Below are 16,891 nucleotides of genomic sequence, written 5' to 3'. Positions count from 1 at the left end.
AATATCAATATGTTATTTCTAATTTTCATAATCAACTGATACGGCGCCTGCTATAGCATTCATGTAGGAATGTTGTTAAAAATCTCCTGAACAAGGAGCCCCTATGAAATATGAGGGACTCAAGGTACTGGAAGAGGAAAAATTTCGGCGCTTAACCGGAATTAAACGCAGTACATTTGAAAAGATGATAAAGATATTGAATGAAGCAGATAAGTGTAAGCAAGGAAAAGGAGGTCGGAAACCTAAGCTGTGTTTAGAAGAGCGCTTATTAATGGCCCTTGAGTATCTACGGGAATATCGCACTTATTTTCATGTTAGCCGAAGCGATGGGGTGAGTGAGAGCACCTGCTATGAAACGATTAAATGGATAGAAAATACGCTAATAAAGCATCCTGATTTTGCACTCCCTGGACGCAAAGCTTTATTAAAAAGTGATAGGGAGTATGAGCTCGTTCTTATTGATGCCACAGAAACGCCGATTGAACGTCCCCAAAAAAACAAAAGCAGTTTTACTCAGGAAAAAAGAAACGACCCACCTTAAAAACCCAAGTGATCGTCGATAAAAAAAGCAAAGCAGTCATCTGTACAAGCTTTACTCATGGGAGGCGTCATGATTTTAGGTTGTTCAAAGAGTCTGGCGTGCGAATACATCCTGAAATCAAAACAGTGACAGATACAGGTTACCAAGGGCTTGGCAAGATCCATTCAAACTCGGCGTTGCCTAAGAAAAAGACAAAGAAAAATCCCTTAACAAAAGAAGATAAACGCAACAATCGTGAGTTATCAAGCCAGCGTGTATTAAACGAAAATGTCATTGGTATGATTAAACGATTTAAAATCGTATCAGATCGTTATCGAAACAGGCGAAAACGGTTTGGATTACGATTTAATCTGATTGCAGCAATTTATAACATGGAAATTAGATAAATCAGAGTTTCCGAAGAGGTCTATTATCCTTTCAAAGCTAATAATCAAGATATACCCGTGATCAATGAAGATGCTTGATTTTGAAGTCGATAAGGATCATGCTCATAGCCATGAAAATAGAGCTGACTGCTGACCAGAAAATTACCCTCGAAGCCCAACATCGTCAAAGCCATGACCGCCGTGTCTGTGACAGGATCCGGTGTGTTTTGTTGTCCGCAGACGGCTGGACTCCCCCTATGATTGCTCACTCACAGCTCATTAATGAAACCACGGTGCGGCGCCACCTTACAGACTATCATAAACTCAACAAGCTCAAGCCTGAAAATGGCGGCTCCGATGGCTATCTCAATGCGGAACAGACCACGTCGCTGGTTGAACATCTCACCCAGCCGCTCTACCACCACAATCACCAAATTGTGGCCTATATCGCTGGACGCTGGAACATCACCTTTACCGTATCAGGTCTGTATAAAGGGTTGAAGCAGCATGGCTTTAGCTATAAAAAGCCGAAAGGTGTTCCGCATAAATTTGCCGTTGAGAAACAGCAGCAATTTATAAAGACCTACAGCGAATTGAAAGACGCCGCGGGTAATGACCCCATACTGTTTATTGATGCCGTTCATCCGACACAAGCCACCAAAATAAGCTACGGCTGGATACGAAAAGGCCAGGATAAAACGATAGAGACCACCGGGAGCAGAACGCGGTTGAATATCATGGGAGCCTTGAACATCCAGAATGTGGCTAACCCCATAATCCGTGATGATGAGACGATTAACAGCGAAAATGTGGTTCACTTCCTGTCTGCCATTCGCGCGCATTATCCCATCACGACAACGGCACATGTGATCCTCGAGGGTGCAGGCTATCACCGTTCACAGCTTGTGCAAGACGCCGCGCTTACGTTGAATATCCAGCTTCATTACCTTCCGCCGTATAGCCCGAATCTAAACCCGATAGAGCGATTGTGGAAGGTGATGAATGAGCAAACACGAAACAATAGATATTACCCATCTAAACAGAGTTGAGCCTGTCCTGAAAATTGTGTAATTGCCTATATTTAAACAATTTGTGAATAGGATATAGACAATGGTAAGAAAGAATAAATTACCGGATACCCCGCAACAATCTCAGCTACGTCAGGTAGCTCAGGCGCTGGTAAAAGACATTAAAACTGAATCTGATCTAAACAAGATACTCAATGAATTCGTTAAGATGACAGTAGAAGCGGCATTAGGTGCTGAAATGGAACATCACCTAGGTTATGCCAAAAATGCGGCTGAAGGACGTGGCAGCGGTAATAGTCGTAATGGCTATTCTGCAAAAAATATTACCTCTCAGTACGGTGAATTAGCGATAGAAACGCCCCGTGACCGTAACGGCGAGTTTTCCCCGATAATGGTTGAAAAAGGGCAAACTCGGCTGACCCATTTTGACGATCACATTTTAGCGTTTTACGCTCAAGGCATGACCACACGGGAAATTACCGAAACCTTTAAAAAAATCTATGATGCTGAGGTATCGCCAACCTTGATATCTAAAGTCACTGATGCGGTAATTGACCGAGTAACCACCTGGCGTAGTCGCCCACTGGACAATCTGTATCCGATTGTTTATCTGGATTGTATTGTCGTTAAAGTTCACCAGGATAAGCGGGTTATCAATAAATCTGTCTATATCGCGCTAGGCATCAATATGGAAGGACATAAGGAATGCCTTGGCTTGTGGATAGCGGAGACGGAAGGAGCAAAGACCTGGTTATCGATTCTGACCGAGTTAAAGAATCGGGGCTTAAATGATATATTAATTGCTTGTATGGATGGTTTAACCGGGTTTCCTGAGGCTGTCAACACGGTCTATCCTGAGACAAAAATCCAGCTTTGCATTGTCCATTTAGTCCGTAATTCGGTCAAATACGTCAGTTGGAAAGATCGACAAGCACTCTGTGCCGACCTAAAACTCATTTACCGTTCCGCTACAGAAGAAAATGCTTTGCAAGAGCTTGATAGTTTTGAAGGACGCTGGGGTGAAAAATACCCAACACTGGTACAAATTTGGCGCAGAAATTGGGATAACCTATCCACATTTTTTACTTATCCCGACGAAATTCGCAAGGTGATTTATACAACAAATGCGATAGAATCACTCAATAGTGTGATACGTAAAGCCATAAAAAAACGCAAAATATTTGCACATGATGGGTCTGCATTAAAAGTGATTTATCTGGCAATAGAATCTGCATCAGAAAAGTGGACAATGCCGATACCAAACTGGCGTCAGGCTCTCAATCACTTTATGATCGAATACCCTGAACGGTTATCAGTGTATTTATGAGGAATCGGCAGTTACACAGAATCTTGTACAGGCTCTTTCGTTTAATACACGCTGGCTTGATAACTCACGATTGTTGCGTTTATCTTCTTTTGTTAAGGGATTTTTCTTTGTCTTTTTCTTAGGCAACGCCGAGTTTGAATGGATCTTGCCAAGCCCTTGGTAACCTGTATCTGTCACTGTTTTGATTTCAGGATGTATTCGCACGCCAGACTCTTTGAACAACCTAAAATCATGACGCCTCCCATGAGTAAAGCTTGTACAGATGACTGCGTTGCTTTTTTATCGACGATCACTTGGGTTTTTAAGGTGGGTCGTTTCTTTTTTCCTGAGTAAAACTGCTTTTGTTTTTTTTGGGACGTTCAATCGGCGTTTCTGTGGCATCAATAAGAACGAGCTCATACTCCCTATCACTTTTTAATAAAGCTTTGCGTCCAAGGAGTGCAAAATCAGGATGCTTTATTAGCGTATTTTCTATCCATTTAATCGTTTCATAGCAGGTGCTCTCACTCACCCCATCGCTTCGGCTAACATGAAAATAAGTGCGATATTCCCGTAGATACTCAAGGGCCATTAATAAGCGATCTTCTAAACCCAGCTTGGGTTTCCGACCTCCTTTCCCTTGCTTACATTTATCTGCTTCATTCAATATCTTTATCACCTTTTCAAATGTACTGCGTTTAACTCCGGTTAAGCGCCGAAATTTTTCCTCTTCCAATACCTTTATTTGTTCATATTTCATGGGGGCTCCTTGTTCAGGAGATTTTTAACAACATTCCTACATGAATGCTATAGCAGGCGCCGTATCAGTTGATTATGAAAATTAGAAATAACATATTGATATTAATTAATATTTATTAACAAAAGTGATCACGTTACATGGCGCCTGCTACAGTTTCCGAAGAGGTCTAATATCTTTATCATCTTTTCAAATGTACTGTGTTTAATTCCGGTTAAGCGCCGAAATTTTTCCTCTTCCAGTACCTTGAGTCCCTCATATTTCATAGGAGCTCCTTGTTCAGGAGATTTTTAACAAAATTCCTACATGAATGCTAGTTTCCGAAGAAGTCTAATGAAAGGCGAGATCAAACGCCGCCAGAAAGAGAAAACTAAACCAGATGAATCAAAAGGTTGATTCCCGATAGCTAAACGCTCTTCAGCCAAAATGACACATGATGAATTAATTGCAAAAATGCTCACTGATCCGGCAGTCTGTGCAGAACACGAGCGCCTTGAATGTGGAGAGTTCGTTTTACTTGATGAGATCCTTGCTGCTCGGCATAACACGGAATTGACGCAAGCACAGCTGGAAATCAACTTTGTGTAGTTCATCGTGCTTTCAACAGCATATCTCCTCATCACGCCACCTCCTCACGTGATTCTATAATGCGTTGATTAATCCATTCATCCACTTCACTTTCGATAAAAGCGATAGCGCGCGTGCCAATCTTTACCGGCACAGGAAAACGATGTTGACTGATAAGACGGTAAATCCATGCCTTACTGTAACCAGTACGGCGCTGGACTTCGGGTAAACGGATAAATAATTGCGGCATGTAGCCTCCTGTTTATGTTGAGATCACAGGAGACATAGTTAATGATCGAAGAAAAGGAAAATAGATGGAAAGGGTTGCTATGGGGGATAACCGTTTTCCCTTAAAAGGTGGCTAGGTTTTCCAGGTTGTAATAACGCATTGATGCGTAGATTATCATCATTTTTGCAAAGCTTGCCAAAAAAGGCAGGAACTCTTAATTTATATCTAATATATGGAGTTATATTCAGTTACTGCCTTTTTTTAGGCCGCCCTTTATTTCTCAGCGTAAAGGGTCTCAGTATTAAATCAACGGCTTGAGCAATGTTATTAGATGCTCCCTTTCTTTCCAGATACGTTACTATTTCTGATTTTGATGGCGCAGTATTGGGATCATTTTCATCATAGGTTAACCAAAATTGGTTGATAGCATCGTCGACAAACTCCAAACCTTCTGACCGGTGTGTGGTTTCAAGCAAAGCACGTGAGGGAGGAGCATTAAAATGATTGCGGTTGATAGTCTTTGCTTTTACAGATTGATGAGGAATGATGGGCTTCGGTTTGCTAACAAAATGTACCTTTTCCTGCGCTGTCCAACAGAAGAGAGAATCCCTTGTAATGATGGTTTTTATTTTACTGACTTCTTTGCTTCTGTCCGTCGGCTTCATTTCTTCGTATACCACAACACACTCACCTCCCCATACTCCGTTCTCCCAAATCGTTTCTTCGCTGACACATTTAACGACAGATAAAACCCCTCGCCTTATCGCGCTCACCATACCGGATGCGAACCCCCAGGCATCTTTCCAGCGGGGATGAGGTAATTTCCGTGCTTCCTCAATGCCACCCAAAAAATCGAGCGGATCGATCCCGGCTAATAATAAAGCGGCTTGCTCTATCGAAAACTCCTGTACCGTTTTCCAGTGTGTCAAATCGGGAATATCATCTAAAGTAGGCATACCTTGCCCCCCATCCTTGTGTCGTCCTTGAAAATTATGTTTGTTTTTCGGGGAGAAGCCTAAACATAACCTGTTTTTTAATGCCTATTTTAGTCTAGCATTGTCTACTGACCCAGCCCTAAGCTGATTGGCTAAATCGACTTTGCATCACATTTTTAGTCCGTGCAAATTCATAGGGGGTGATGGTGCAGTCTCTATTCGCATCCAAATAATCTGCCCACCATTGCACCATTAAACGTCTTTCTTCTAGGTGTTCAGATGTGTGGATGTACGCCGCACGAACCCCATTGCGCTCTGTATGGCTCATTTGGCGCTCTATAGCATCTTCAGCCCACAGACCTGATTCCCCCATAGCACCCCGAGCCATCGTCCTGAATCCATGCCCACACACTTCCGTTTGTGTGTTATAGCCCATCACTCGCAGTGCATTATTCACCGTGTTCTCACTCATTACCCTACTTGGATCATGGTCGCCCGGGAAAAGTCGTTGATTATCTCCGCTCAGTTCTTTGAGTTGCTGTAAAACATCCATAGCTTGCCTACTCAACGGGACAAGGTGAGCCGTTTTCATTTTCATACCACGGTAAGAATACCGTACCCCTTTGATTGGCTCCCGCTCACCGGGGATTTCCCAGACAGAGCGATCAAAGTCAATCTCATACCAGCATGCAAAACGTAGCTCACTAGAACGAACAAAAGTGAATAAAGTCAATTCCACTGCCAAACGTGTCATTTTTCTGCCACGATAACCGCTTATGCGGGCTAATAATTCAGGAAATCGACCAGGTGGCAATGCGGGGTAATGCTTAACTTTAGTTGTCGATAACGCTCCCGCCATATCTGTAGCGGGATTGCTGTCGATAATGTCGTTTTGTACAGCATAACGCATAATAGCCGTCACTCGCTGCTGAAGTCGTTGTGCTACATCGTGTTTTCCTGACTCATCCACCACCCGAATAGGTGCTAATAGATGGCTAGTCTTTAACTGACGGATATCCGTTTTACCGAGATGAGGAAAAGAATATATTGTTCAAGACTACGCAGTACTAGTGCCCTGTTATATTCACCCCATCGTTTATTACTGGCGTGCCATCTTCGTGCTATTTTTTCAAAAGTGAATTCACCTGTTACTTCTGCTTGTGTTTCCCTCTTTACTGCTTTGGGATCGACACCGTTGGCAATGAGTTTTTTCGCTTCATCACGTTTAGCCCGCGCATCAGCAAGTGAAACCAGCGGATAGACACCAAAGGCTAATCTATCTTCTTTTTTATCGGTAGGACGGCGGTATTTCATGCGCCAATATTTTGAGCCGCGAGGAGTGACCTCTAGATACAATCCTCCACCGTCAGTGATTTTATAGGGTTTATCCTGGGGTTTTGCTGTCTCTATCTGTTGGGCATTGAGTTTCATTGGGGGCACATTATTTATCGAATCGGCTGATGCCCCCAATTATGCCCCCACTTGAGGGTAGAATGCAATAGACGACGGTTGACCTTGGTAGACTGGTTTTGCTCGATATATTAAGGAGTTACGGGGAAAAATAGACTTGAGTAGACCGCTGTAAACTTGTTAATGGTGCCGAAGGCCGGAATCGAACCGGCATGCCCAGAGGGCGGTTGATTTTGAGTCAACTGCGTCTACCGATTTCGCCACTTCGGCATCAAAGTCGTGTTCGGAAAACGAGGGCGATTATACCCGCCATTGCTGTGTATGCAACTGTTATTCCGTTTACTTTTATCTAACTGTCGAAAAAAAAATCATCAATGACGTCTTAACAAAAAATACAAGCTAATCAATAGGAAAAGGATACTTGGGGACAACGCACTTATGACCGGTGAGATCTTATATATCAGGCTGAGTGACCCAACAATTTGATTTAGTACATAAAAAATAAAACCAACAAAGATCCCTGTCACCACTCTGACTCCCATAGGTACAGTCCGTAAAGGGCCAAAAATAAACGAAAGTGCCAGCAACATCATGACTGCAACCGAAATGGGAGAAAATATTTTGCTCCACATGTTTAATTGATAGCGGTTTGATTCTTGTTGGCTTTGTTTCAAATATTTGATGTAGTTATATAATCCACTGATAGAAAGGGAATCTAAATCCATCGTCACAATACCTAATTTATCTGGTGTGAGATTTGTTTTCCATTGTCCGGTTAAAGTTTGCGATCCGCCAATTTGTTTCACGTCCCTTAAATCAGATTCATTAACCTGGAAAAGCTGCCAAAGGTTGTCTTGAAATGTTGCCCTAGCAGCATAACGCACAGACAACAAACGATTCTGCTGGTCGAAGTGGTAAATATTCACTCCACTTAATGTGTTATCATTCGATACCCGATTGATATAGACGAAATCTGTGCCATCCTTTGCCCACAAGCTTGATTGGGTAGTAAGTAAAGCGCCCCCGAACATTCTTTGTGTGCGATAGCTACGAGCAATTTGATCACCTTGTGGAGCAATCCATTCACCTATTGCCATCGTCAACAGTACTAATGGAAGGGCAGTCTTCATCACCGCTGCTGCTATTTGTATACGGGTAAAGCCTGAAGCCTGCATGACCACTAACTCACTGCGTGACGCCAAAGTACCTAGCCCTAATAAAGCACCAAGCAGTGCTGCCATAGGAAAAAATATTTCAATATCTTTCGGTACACTGAGTAAAGTGTAGATGCCCGCACTCATCACTGAGTACTCACCTTGGCCCACTTTACGTAACTGCTCGACAAATTTGATGATGCCAGACAAAGAAATGAGCATAAATAGCGTCATCAGAATGGTATACAAAATAGTTCGACCGATATAACGATCTAATACACCAAACATCAGGCAGCACCTCTTAAACTACTACGGAAATGAGCACGTAATTTACGCATTGCCAAGCTATCCCACATGTTGAGTATTATTGCTAATGCTAGATAGGCGCCATTAATCATCCATAACCAAAGTAATGGATCTAATCTGCCCTTGCCTGCATTAGAGCGCAGTGAACTCTGAAATAGAAAGAAAATTAAATATAACAATATAGCCGGCAACATGCTTAATACCCTGCCTTGACGCGGATTAACCACACTCAGTGGCACCACCAGCAGTGCCATAATCACCACGGCAATAATTAATGTTAGACGCCAGTGAAACTCGGCACGTGCATCTGGATGATCAGAATGCCATAAACTGCTTATCGACATTTGCTCAGATGCGCTGCTACTTGGTGTGATCGATTGGCGACCAATGGTCGCTTGATAGTCTTCGAAATCCGTGATTCGGAAATCGCGTAGTAGAGCAGTTCCCTCATAGCGAGTTCCTTTATCTAGAGTCACCACTTGAGAACCATCTGTGTGCTCCGACATGTGACCACTCTCAGCTACCACAATCGACGGCCGCTGATTGCCGTTTGGTCGTAATTGTGCCAAAAATACCTGATTGAATTTCTTACCGTTCACATTGCCGACAAAGAGCACCGCATTACCATCTTTTGATGATTGGAACTGTCCTTCAAGTAAAGCAGCTAAGGTTGGGTTGGCTTGTGCATTGCTGAGCACTTTTTCTTGATATTTCATAGACCAAGGGCCTAACCAAAGCGTATTGACTGCCGCTAGCACAGCAGTTATCAGTGCCAGGCTTAATGCTGCTAGAATGAGAGATTTTTTACCCAAACCACAGGCATGTATTGCAGTGATTTCACTCTCTGTGTACATTTTACCATATGTCATTAGCAGGCTAAGAAATAAGCTTAATGGTAGGATTAATTGTGCCATTTCTGGCAGCCCTAATCCTAAAAGGGAAAAAACTAGATTTGTTGGGATGTCACCGTTAACTGCCGCCCCCAATACCACCACCAATTTCTGGCTAAAGAAAATTAGTAGCAGGATAAATAGAATTGCAATTTGGCTTTTAACTGTTTCTTTTACCAAATATCTGATGATGATCACGCTGATTACACCTGTGAGAACTTGTCTTTTTGCAGGAAAGCCGATAATTTCTTCGTTAATCTGCTATTTGTCTTAATAATATGGCAGTTTTGACCGCCAACAAACGTAGCATTACAGCAGAGAGCATTATAGTACGTGGTATTACAGCATCTAGCACTTCGCTGTGCTACAAAAAACAGACTGCTAGTCGTTAAAGTAATTTGTCGTCACTTAAGGTAACTTGTAGCCAGGGTAAGGTAAAGAGTCGCCCCAAAAAAATAATTTATGCCATCGAGACTGATACAAGTTGTTAACACGATGGGAAGGAGCATCATGGAACGCTGTATTTTGGGCGTTAATTCCCCACCTTTGAAAGATTTAGGAGAGTACATGGACTTCAGTGTAAAGAAATGTAACCTGGAAGAGAAATACGATGCCTGTGTTGTTGTTGGCGTTTTCGAAGCTCATCATTTATCTTCAAGTGCTGAAAAACTCGATAAAGTGAGTGATAGCTACATCAGTGGTTTTTTGAGTCGTGGAGAACTTGAAGGCAAGGTAGGGCAAACGTTATTGCTGCATAATTTATTGCAACAAGATATTTCTAGAGCTTCTTTTGGGCGTATTTTGTTAATCGGCTGTGGTAAAAAATCTGAGTTTGATGAACGTCAATATAAGAAGGTGATGCAAAAAACGATTCGCACCCTTAACGAGATTGGTGCGACGGAAGCGCTCTGTTGCTTGACTGAGTTGCCAGTCGAAGGGCGCAATACTTATTGGAAAGTACGTCAAGCAGTAGAAGCAATTCAGGAAACACTTTATACCTTCGACCAACTTAAAAGTAAAAAAGTAGGGCCACGTCGCCCACTGAAAAAAATAATATTTAACCTCACCGAGAGCTCCGAATTAGATAGTAGTGATCGTGCCCTTACTCATGCTCTAGCAGTCGCTTCAGGTATCAAAAAGGCAAAAGATTTAGCTAATATGCCGCCAAACATCTGTAATGCAGCGTATCTGGCTAAACATGTTCGTGAACTGGAGAAGGTTTATAGTGCCATCACCACCGAGGTGGTTGACGAAAAGGAAATGAAAGAGCTGGGTATGAACGCTTATCTGGCGGTTGGGCAAGGTTCACAAAATGATTCACTCATGTCGATCATCAAATATAATGGCAATCCGGACCAAAATGTAAAACCCATCGTTCTGGTAGGTAAAGGGTTGACTTTCGATTCAGGTGGCATCTCTCTTAAGCCCGGCGAAAGCATGGACGAGATGAAATATGACATGTGTGGGGCTGCAACTGTGTATGGTGTTATGTGTGCACTGGCGCAATTGCAATTGCCACTCAATGTTGTTGGTGTTCTGGCAGGCTGCGAAAATATGCCTGATGGGAACGCCTATCGTCCAGGTGATATATTAACCACTATGTCGGGTCAGACAGTAGAAGTACTCAATACTGATGCCGAAGGCCGTATGGTACTTTGCGATGTTCTGACGTATGTAGAACGTTTCGATCCAGAATTAGTGATCGATATTGCTACTTTAACCGGAGCCTGTGTGATCGCTTTAGGTCATCACATCACGGGGTTGATGTCTAATAATACGCCATTAGCAGACGAATTAATCGGCGTCTCTGAACAGGCAGGCGATCGTGCATGGCGTTTACCACTGGGTGACGAGTATTGTGAGCAACTTGACTCCAACTTCGCTGATATGGCGAATATTGGCGGCCGCCCAGCGGGTGCCATCACCGCCGGTTGTTTTTTGTCACGTTTTGCTACTAAATATCACTGGGCGCATTTAGATATTGCGGGTACAGCTTGGTGTTCGGGTAAAAATAAAGGTGCCACTGGTCGTCCTGTAGCATTGTTAGCACAGTTCCTGCTAAATCGGGCAGAGTCAAACGGAGAGGGTTAACTTGTAGTTAAGAGATGATTCTATGTTATTGATACATTAATGTGAGGTGATTCTCTAGCAAGATTTTAATACCTTATGTCTGTTGCGCGCTATAATGCGCGCACGTCTCTTAGAGCCTGTTCCAAATCTTCTTGAGCGACGCTCAGTTAACGTTCATTTGTATTATCCGTGGACCACAGCAACCGAGCATTTTTTACCAATCCTTATTTGATATACCCAGTGTTGATTTGTTCCGAGTAGACTCCTTGTATACCCTTCGCCTTTCAAGTTACGGCGGCGTTGGCGGCTCGCACTCATCCCTGTCATGTACTACCTGTACACTCCTGGGATTTGATTGATTGCCGCCTTGCCGTAACTAGAAATTCATTGGGTATATACCCTTCAGTTCGAAATTAGACGAGGGGATAAATGCAATAATTGTCTTGAAAGAAGGGAGAGAGTTCTATCTCCAACCGGTGAAAAATTTTAATAAACTTGTTGCCTAACAAAAAAAGAACGTGTTTTAAGCATTTTTAGGAGTGCGTTTTACATTGCTTTGTGCGAAAAAATCGCTTAGAAGCCCTTCTATGACACCCATTGTTGCTTAATAAGTACCGAGCCACTATTAGGCAACAGGTCTAATAACAGGCTGATGATCAATATAAGTTATATAATTACATACATAATTAGCGATAATGACGAACTATAATATGCTTATGTAAGTATATTGGGGAAAACTAGAATGTTGATTGTAATCAAGCATTCACTTAGGGCGTTAATGCCACGTCGTGTCTTGGCCTGGAGTTTGATCCCGGTGTTTTCCGCATCGGCAATCACCTCCGGTTTGTCTGTGGATGTTACTTCCCCACCTATGGAAAAGGTGATGGAGATGACGGTATCGGGTGCACCCGTAGACGTGGTTCTGTCAGAGACGTTGCCTAAAAATATCACACCTTATTATTTCTCTGCACTGGAAGCACTTTATACGGCAAATAATTGGCAACCCATGTGGCAAGATCCGACGGCAATACAGCGTTTTCAGCAGCAATTAACGGAATTGGCTATTTCGGGCATCCAACCGCAATTTATTCAATGGGTCAAATGGTTAAGTGATCCCTCGGTAAATGGAATGGCACGTGACATAGTATTATCTGATGCAATGTTAGGTTACCTTCATTTCGTTGCCGGCGTAGCGGCGCACGGTAATTTGTGGTTGTACGATGACGCTCCCTATAAAATGGGGATGCCTCCCGTCTCATTATTAGATCGTTGGCAGCAGGCGATACATCAGGGTGATACAGCAGCTTACTTCAGTTCACTGGCACCGCAACACTCACAATATGAAAAAATGCATCAGGCGCTGAAAAAACTGCTGGCTGATCGACAATTGTGGCCGCAATTGCCTGATGGCTTGGCCTTACGACCCGGTCAGATAAGTGCAGCTATTCCTGCACTGCATAATATTCTCTCTCGTTCTGGTATGTTGCGGACGATAAGCACATCAGCGACAAAATCATCAGAAGCTATGCTGAATGGTAATGATTTCTTGACCGATGGGACAACAGCACCCTCAGAGCAGGCATCAATTCGCACGCGCTCTGCAAGTGACAATCGCTATAACCCAACTTTAGTAGCGGCAGTGAAGCGTTTCCAACAATCGAAGGGATTAACCCCTGACGGTGTTATCGGGGCACGTACTCGTGAATGGCTAAATGTCTCGCCACAGATGCGAGCTAATTTATTAGCACTCAATATTCAGCGTTTGCGTCTGCTCCCAAGTAATATCGAGAGCGGTATCATGGTAAATATTGCTGATTACTCACTGGATTATTATCAAAATGGCCGTGAAATATTGTCATCGCGGGTTATTGTAGGACGACCCAGTCGCAAAACACCTTTAATGAGCAGTGCATTAAGCAATGTGGTGGTTAATCCGCCTTGGAACGTCCCTACCTCGATGGTGAGACATGACATTGTGCCAAAAGCAAGATACGATGCCAGTTACTTTCAACGCCACGGTTATACCGTTTTAGCTAATTGGAATAACACTACCGAAGTGATAAATCCGGCAAAAATAAATTGGAATGTAGTTTCTGCCAATAATTTTCCTTATCGTCTACGCCAAGGCTGCCTCCTAAGGTCGGCGACGTGAAGTAGTCTGTTATCTCTTGATTTTTTTGAAGAAACGGTGTTATCTATTAGCCGGTCCCGTTACTCGTTCAGCTAAGGTGTTATGCCTAAAAATATCTGTCACTCACATCAAACAGCGCATACCAAAATGGTGAAGCAGACCTTGAAAGAGGTTGCTAAAGCCTTAGCCATGCCTTATCAGAAAACGCATCAGGCCTTTACTGGCGGAGATAATCTTTTCATTACAGAGACGTTTTGGGAAATATTCTGGGCTCGCTTTCCCGCAGAGTCTGCAATGAATGCGGTCTATTTTTGCCCGGAGTGTCGGTCGTTTGATCTAGAACACCCGTGATGCTTGAGCTGAAAGATGAACCGTAAACTGCGTCATCCTTTTCAGGTCGGTCATGCGTGGTGGAATTACTATTGTGCTCATGCGGATAAAATACGGCCGGTGGTGGTCGATAATCTGATTAAACTGTTTTCCTGCGGAACATCGGCGCTGGGGTTTGCCAGCTGGCGCTGTCAAAAGGCAGGCTGTACGCACACCAAACGGATTTGCTTTACCTGCCACAGCCGTTCATGCCCTTCCTGTGGTAAGAAAGCCACAGAGCGGTGGGTGGCCAAACAGCGCACGGTGCTTCCCATCACAAAATGGCAACACATTACGTTCACTTTTCCCCGTGAGTTCTGGCCGTTGTTTGAGCTAAATCGTGCGCTGTTAACGCATCTCAGTCGTCTCGCTGCCAAGGTTATTTTAGATTTTTGCCAGCCAAAAAACCTATTGCCTGGCCTATTCACGGCGTTGCATACGCATGGGCGAGCGCTGAATTGGCATCCTCATGTGCATCTTTCGGTGACCTGTGGCGGACTCGATGACAATGCCGAAAAATGGAAAAAAATCACGTTTAGCGGAAAAACGTTGATGAAACAGTGGCGTTATCAGATTATCACACTACTTCGTCAACAGTGGGATACCTTGCAATTACCACCGGAGTTATCACAAACCCTCACGAGGCCGGGTCAACGGGAGCAGTTTCTGGATTTCCATTACCAACGGCATTGGAATATCGACCTGGCAAAGCCGACAGACAATGCCCAGCAAACGCTCAATTATTTAGGCCGTTATTTAAAAAAGCCTCCGGTGTCGTTATCCCGGCTGGAACATTATAACGGCCAGGAAGTGACCTATCGCTACCTCAGTCATAAAACCCGAGAGCAAGAAAAACTTAACCTCAGTATGGACGAGTTTATTCAGCGTTTTATTAGCCACATTCCGGATAAACATTTTAGGATGGTCCGCTATTATGGTTTTTTAGCGCCCCGCCGTCGGACTACACTGCTGCCGATTATAGATGCTTTGTTGGGGCAGGAAAAAGAAAAAACCGTCAACATCACTTATGCGGCAATGTTAAAACGCCTAAGTCGTATTGACCCTCATGAGTGCATCCTGTGTGGCTCTCGTTTGGTGCTAAGCGGTATCACATCAGGCTTGCCGTGGCATCAGTTAATGCTTCACCATGAATCTCTGGCAAAAATGAAGGGGATTTAGCCTCTGCAGGGAAGGGGCGCCTCGCGTTCGAAAATGCTGGTTTTTTAAACGAAAATGACCCTATTATCACCCGGGACTCTCTACGTTAAGGAGAATAACCCTAAAGTTTGAAAATAATATCGTTTATTTTTTGATCCAATTCTGTTTTTGACAATAAAACCAAATTATTAAAATTCCTATCTATCAAGACTGATATTATCAAACCAAGTATCATCTATGATTAAATCGCCACTCACCCGCCTAATACCTTTAGCAGCAATACCCGCCGCTAGCGCTTGATAGTCTTCAAATAACATGGTGGGATCGCCCGAACCACGTAAATACAGATTTCCCCTCAGCTTTTCCTTATGCCGAGTGCCATCGGTAAGCGTAGAAGTAAGAAATTTGTATTCTGCACCAAGGATGTCAAAAGCTGCTGCTGAAGTAAATAATTTCATGCTAGAAGCAGTAATCAATCGGCTATTGGCATTATGTTGGTAAATGATTGCTCCACTATTAGCATCACGTACCATAATAGCCAATTGAGCACCTTTGAGTTTAGGATTGGTCAATAGCGTATCAATATTGTTTTTGATCTGAGACGTGCTTATATTTTGCGTCGAACTTATATTTTGAGTCCAACTGATATCTTGTTTCGAACAAGCCGTAACGAATAATGGAATGATCAGGATATAAATTATTTTTGACAAATTCATGATCGCTATTACCTCTATGTAAAGAAAAATTTTTTGTTTGGATACTGATTATTTTTATATCTACTTTTTATTCATGTTAATATATTGTAACAAACATAGGGATATTTATAAGTCAGAATATAAAAAAATAATTATTTTGATCTCCATATGTAACCCTTACCCAATATTTTAGAAATAGCGATATATTCGTGTTCACATTGAAAAAAATCATGGTTAAGAATGGTAGTATCAGGTCCCAATGATAGGTCTGACAGCCATCCACGGCGGTTGAAAGGAAGAACCAAAGGTAGTGTAGGTTCAATTTTTTTACATAAAGGAGGTAACCTGAGATCCGTATTTTTTACAAATGAAAATTTAATCATAGACAGGTTGGTATCTAAATCATGAATTTCAATTATTTCTGTCACTGTCGAGGGTAACCATTTCGGTAGCCAACCCGATCGCATTGCATTTTTTGCTTCAATATCTTTAATCGATGCGTAGGTACTTTCAACGGTTGTATCCATAAACCCCCGTAAAATTACGTGCACCAGGACAACCGATATTAAAAATAAACCTAACAGCCAATAAAGTGATTTCATTAGATTTGGCTGTAAACCCTTGCTCATGTTATTTCCTCATTTTAGAGCCTGTTCCAAATCTTTTTCGCTGTGCTTAGAAGAGGAAAAAATGGTCGAAAAAGCACATTTTTGACGAAGTATAATAGCGGTATAGCAGGCGCCATGTAACGTGATCACTTTTGTTAATAAATATTAATTAATATCAATATGTTATTGCTGATTTTCATAATCAACTTATACGGCCCCTTCTATACGATTTAATTTTGATTACATAATAAATACCATTCGATATAAATATACGATACGACTCATCTTTAATGGTGTCATCAGAATAAAATTGTTCTGCCATATCAGAGAACGCAACAAATTTCGCATAAGCTTTAGCCTATCCCAGGATAG

13 protein-coding genes, 1 tRNA gene and 4 pseudogenes are annotated in these 16,891 nt (G+C 42.7%); 8 read left to right on the top strand and 10 right to left on the bottom strand.

Features of this window, described 5'->3' with window-relative positions:
- Positions 1–103 precede the first annotated feature (103 nt).
- The 3 genes from AAHH42_RS13050 (at position 104) to AAHH42_RS13040 (ending at position 3,261) form a co-directional block, all read left to right on the top strand.
- Positions 104–927 (top strand): IS5 family transposase gene (locus AAHH42_RS13050; protein WP_342221318.1). Its coding sequence is split into 2 segments (ribosomal slippage): positions 104–491 and positions 491–927, totalling 825 coding nucleotides; the frame shifts between segments, so codons are not numbered across the junction.
- Between the two features lie 98 nt (positions 928–1,025).
- Positions 1,026–1,955, top strand: coding sequence for an IS630 family transposase (locus tag AAHH42_RS13045; protein WP_342221317.1), 930 nt, complete (start codon positions 1,026–1,028; stop codon positions 1,953–1,955).
- 61 nt (positions 1,956–2,016) lie between these two features.
- On the top strand, positions 2,017–3,261 hold the full coding sequence (locus AAHH42_RS13040) for an IS256 family transposase (RefSeq protein ID WP_342221106.1): 1,245 nt from the start codon (positions 2,017–2,019) through the stop codon (positions 3,259–3,261).
- Between the two features lie 3 nt (positions 3,262–3,264).
- Here the strand turns inward: AAHH42_RS13040 and AAHH42_RS13035 are convergent.
- Both AAHH42_RS13035 and AAHH42_RS13030 read right to left on the bottom strand, forming a co-directional pair.
- Positions 3,265–4,000: pseudogene (locus AAHH42_RS13035) on the bottom strand (IS5 family transposase); the annotation flags it as partial.
- A 164-nt stretch (positions 4,001–4,164) separates the two neighbouring features.
- Positions 4,165–4,263: pseudogene (locus AAHH42_RS13030) on the bottom strand (IS5/IS1182 family transposase); the annotation flags it as partial.
- A gap of 187 nt (positions 4,264–4,450) precedes the next feature.
- Between AAHH42_RS13030 and AAHH42_RS13025 the strand changes: the two are divergent.
- Positions 4,451–4,585 carry a hypothetical protein gene (locus AAHH42_RS13025; protein WP_342221316.1) on the top strand — a complete coding sequence of 45 codons (135 nt, stop codon included), beginning with the start codon at positions 4,451–4,453 and terminating at the stop codon, positions 4,583–4,585.
- A 31-nt stretch (positions 4,586–4,616) separates the two neighbouring features.
- Here AAHH42_RS13025 and AAHH42_RS13020 read toward each other — a convergent pair whose 3' ends face one another.
- The 6 genes and pseudogenes from AAHH42_RS13020 to lptF all read right to left on the bottom strand — a co-directional run bounded on the left by AAHH42_RS13020 (position 4,617) and on the right by lptF (position 9,686).
- Positions 4,617–4,814 (bottom strand): helix-turn-helix transcriptional regulator, encoded by a 198-nt coding sequence (locus AAHH42_RS13020; RefSeq protein WP_072550837.1) that lies wholly within the window; start codon positions 4,812–4,814, stop codon positions 4,617–4,619.
- Between the two features lie 227 nt (positions 4,815–5,041).
- Positions 5,042–5,749, bottom strand: coding sequence for a hypothetical protein (locus AAHH42_RS13015; RefSeq protein WP_342221315.1), 708 nt, complete (start codon positions 5,747–5,749; stop codon positions 5,042–5,044).
- Between the two features lie 118 nt (positions 5,750–5,867).
- Positions 5,868–7,159, bottom strand: a pseudogene (locus AAHH42_RS13010) (tyrosine-type recombinase/integrase).
- Between the two features lie 163 nt (positions 7,160–7,322).
- Positions 7,323–7,408: transfer RNA gene (locus AAHH42_RS13005), tRNA-Leu, on the bottom strand.
- A gap of 101 nt (positions 7,409–7,509) precedes the next feature.
- Positions 7,510–8,580 carry an LPS export ABC transporter permease LptG gene (gene lptG, locus AAHH42_RS13000; RefSeq protein WP_342221314.1) on the bottom strand — a complete coding sequence of 357 codons (1,071 nt, stop codon included), beginning with the start codon at positions 8,578–8,580 and terminating at the stop codon, positions 7,510–7,512.
- The gene (gene lptF, locus AAHH42_RS12995) at positions 8,580–9,686 is read right to left on the bottom strand and encodes an LPS export ABC transporter permease LptF (RefSeq protein ID WP_072550833.1); all 1,107 of its coding nucleotides are present in this window, start codon (positions 9,684–9,686) and stop codon (positions 8,580–8,582) included. The genes lptG and lptF overlap by 1 nt, the downstream gene beginning before the upstream one ends.
- Before the next feature lie 369 nt (positions 9,687–10,055).
- Here lptF and pepA point away from each other — a divergent pair, with 369 nt between their 5' ends.
- From pepA to AAHH42_RS12975, 4 genes and pseudogenes are all read left to right on the top strand, one after another.
- The gene (gene pepA / locus AAHH42_RS12990; RefSeq protein WP_342221313.1) at positions 10,056–11,579 is read left to right on the top strand and encodes a leucyl aminopeptidase; all 1,524 of its coding nucleotides are present in this window, start codon (positions 10,056–10,058) and stop codon (positions 11,577–11,579) included.
- A gap of 721 nt (positions 11,580–12,300) precedes the next feature.
- Positions 12,301–13,683, top strand: a pseudogene (ldtD, locus tag AAHH42_RS12985) (L,D-transpeptidase); the annotation flags it as partial.
- 108 nt (positions 13,684–13,791) lie between these two features.
- Positions 13,792–14,040: a hypothetical protein gene (locus AAHH42_RS12980; protein WP_342220947.1), complete on the top strand. Its 249-nt coding sequence runs from the start codon at positions 13,792–13,794 to the stop codon at positions 14,038–14,040.
- 15 nt (positions 14,041–14,055) lie between these two features.
- The gene (locus tag AAHH42_RS12975) at positions 14,056–15,237 is read left to right on the top strand and encodes an IS91 family transposase (RefSeq protein ID WP_342221137.1); all 1,182 of its coding nucleotides are present in this window, start codon (positions 14,056–14,058) and stop codon (positions 15,235–15,237) included.
- Positions 15,238–15,413: 176 nt separating this feature from the next.
- Here the strand turns inward: AAHH42_RS12975 and AAHH42_RS12970 are convergent, their stop codons facing one another.
- Positions 15,414–15,932 carry a D-alanyl-D-alanine carboxypeptidase gene (locus AAHH42_RS12970; protein ID WP_342221312.1) on the bottom strand — a complete coding sequence of 173 codons (519 nt, stop codon included), beginning with the start codon at positions 15,930–15,932 and terminating at the stop codon, positions 15,414–15,416.
- Positions 15,933–16,063: 131 nt separating this feature from the next.
- Positions 16,064–16,540: a hypothetical protein gene (locus AAHH42_RS12965; RefSeq protein ID WP_072550298.1), complete on the bottom strand. Its 477-nt coding sequence runs from the start codon at positions 16,538–16,540 to the stop codon at positions 16,064–16,066.
- Positions 16,541–16,891: the final 351 nt, after the last annotated feature.

The sequence above is a fragment of the Candidatus Fukatsuia endosymbiont of Tuberolachnus salignus genome (genome assembly GCF_964030845.1).
GTDB lineage: Bacteria > Pseudomonadota > Gammaproteobacteria > Enterobacterales > Enterobacteriaceae > Fukatsuia > Fukatsuia symbiotica.
This window is presented reverse-complemented; position numbering and strand designations above follow the sequence as displayed.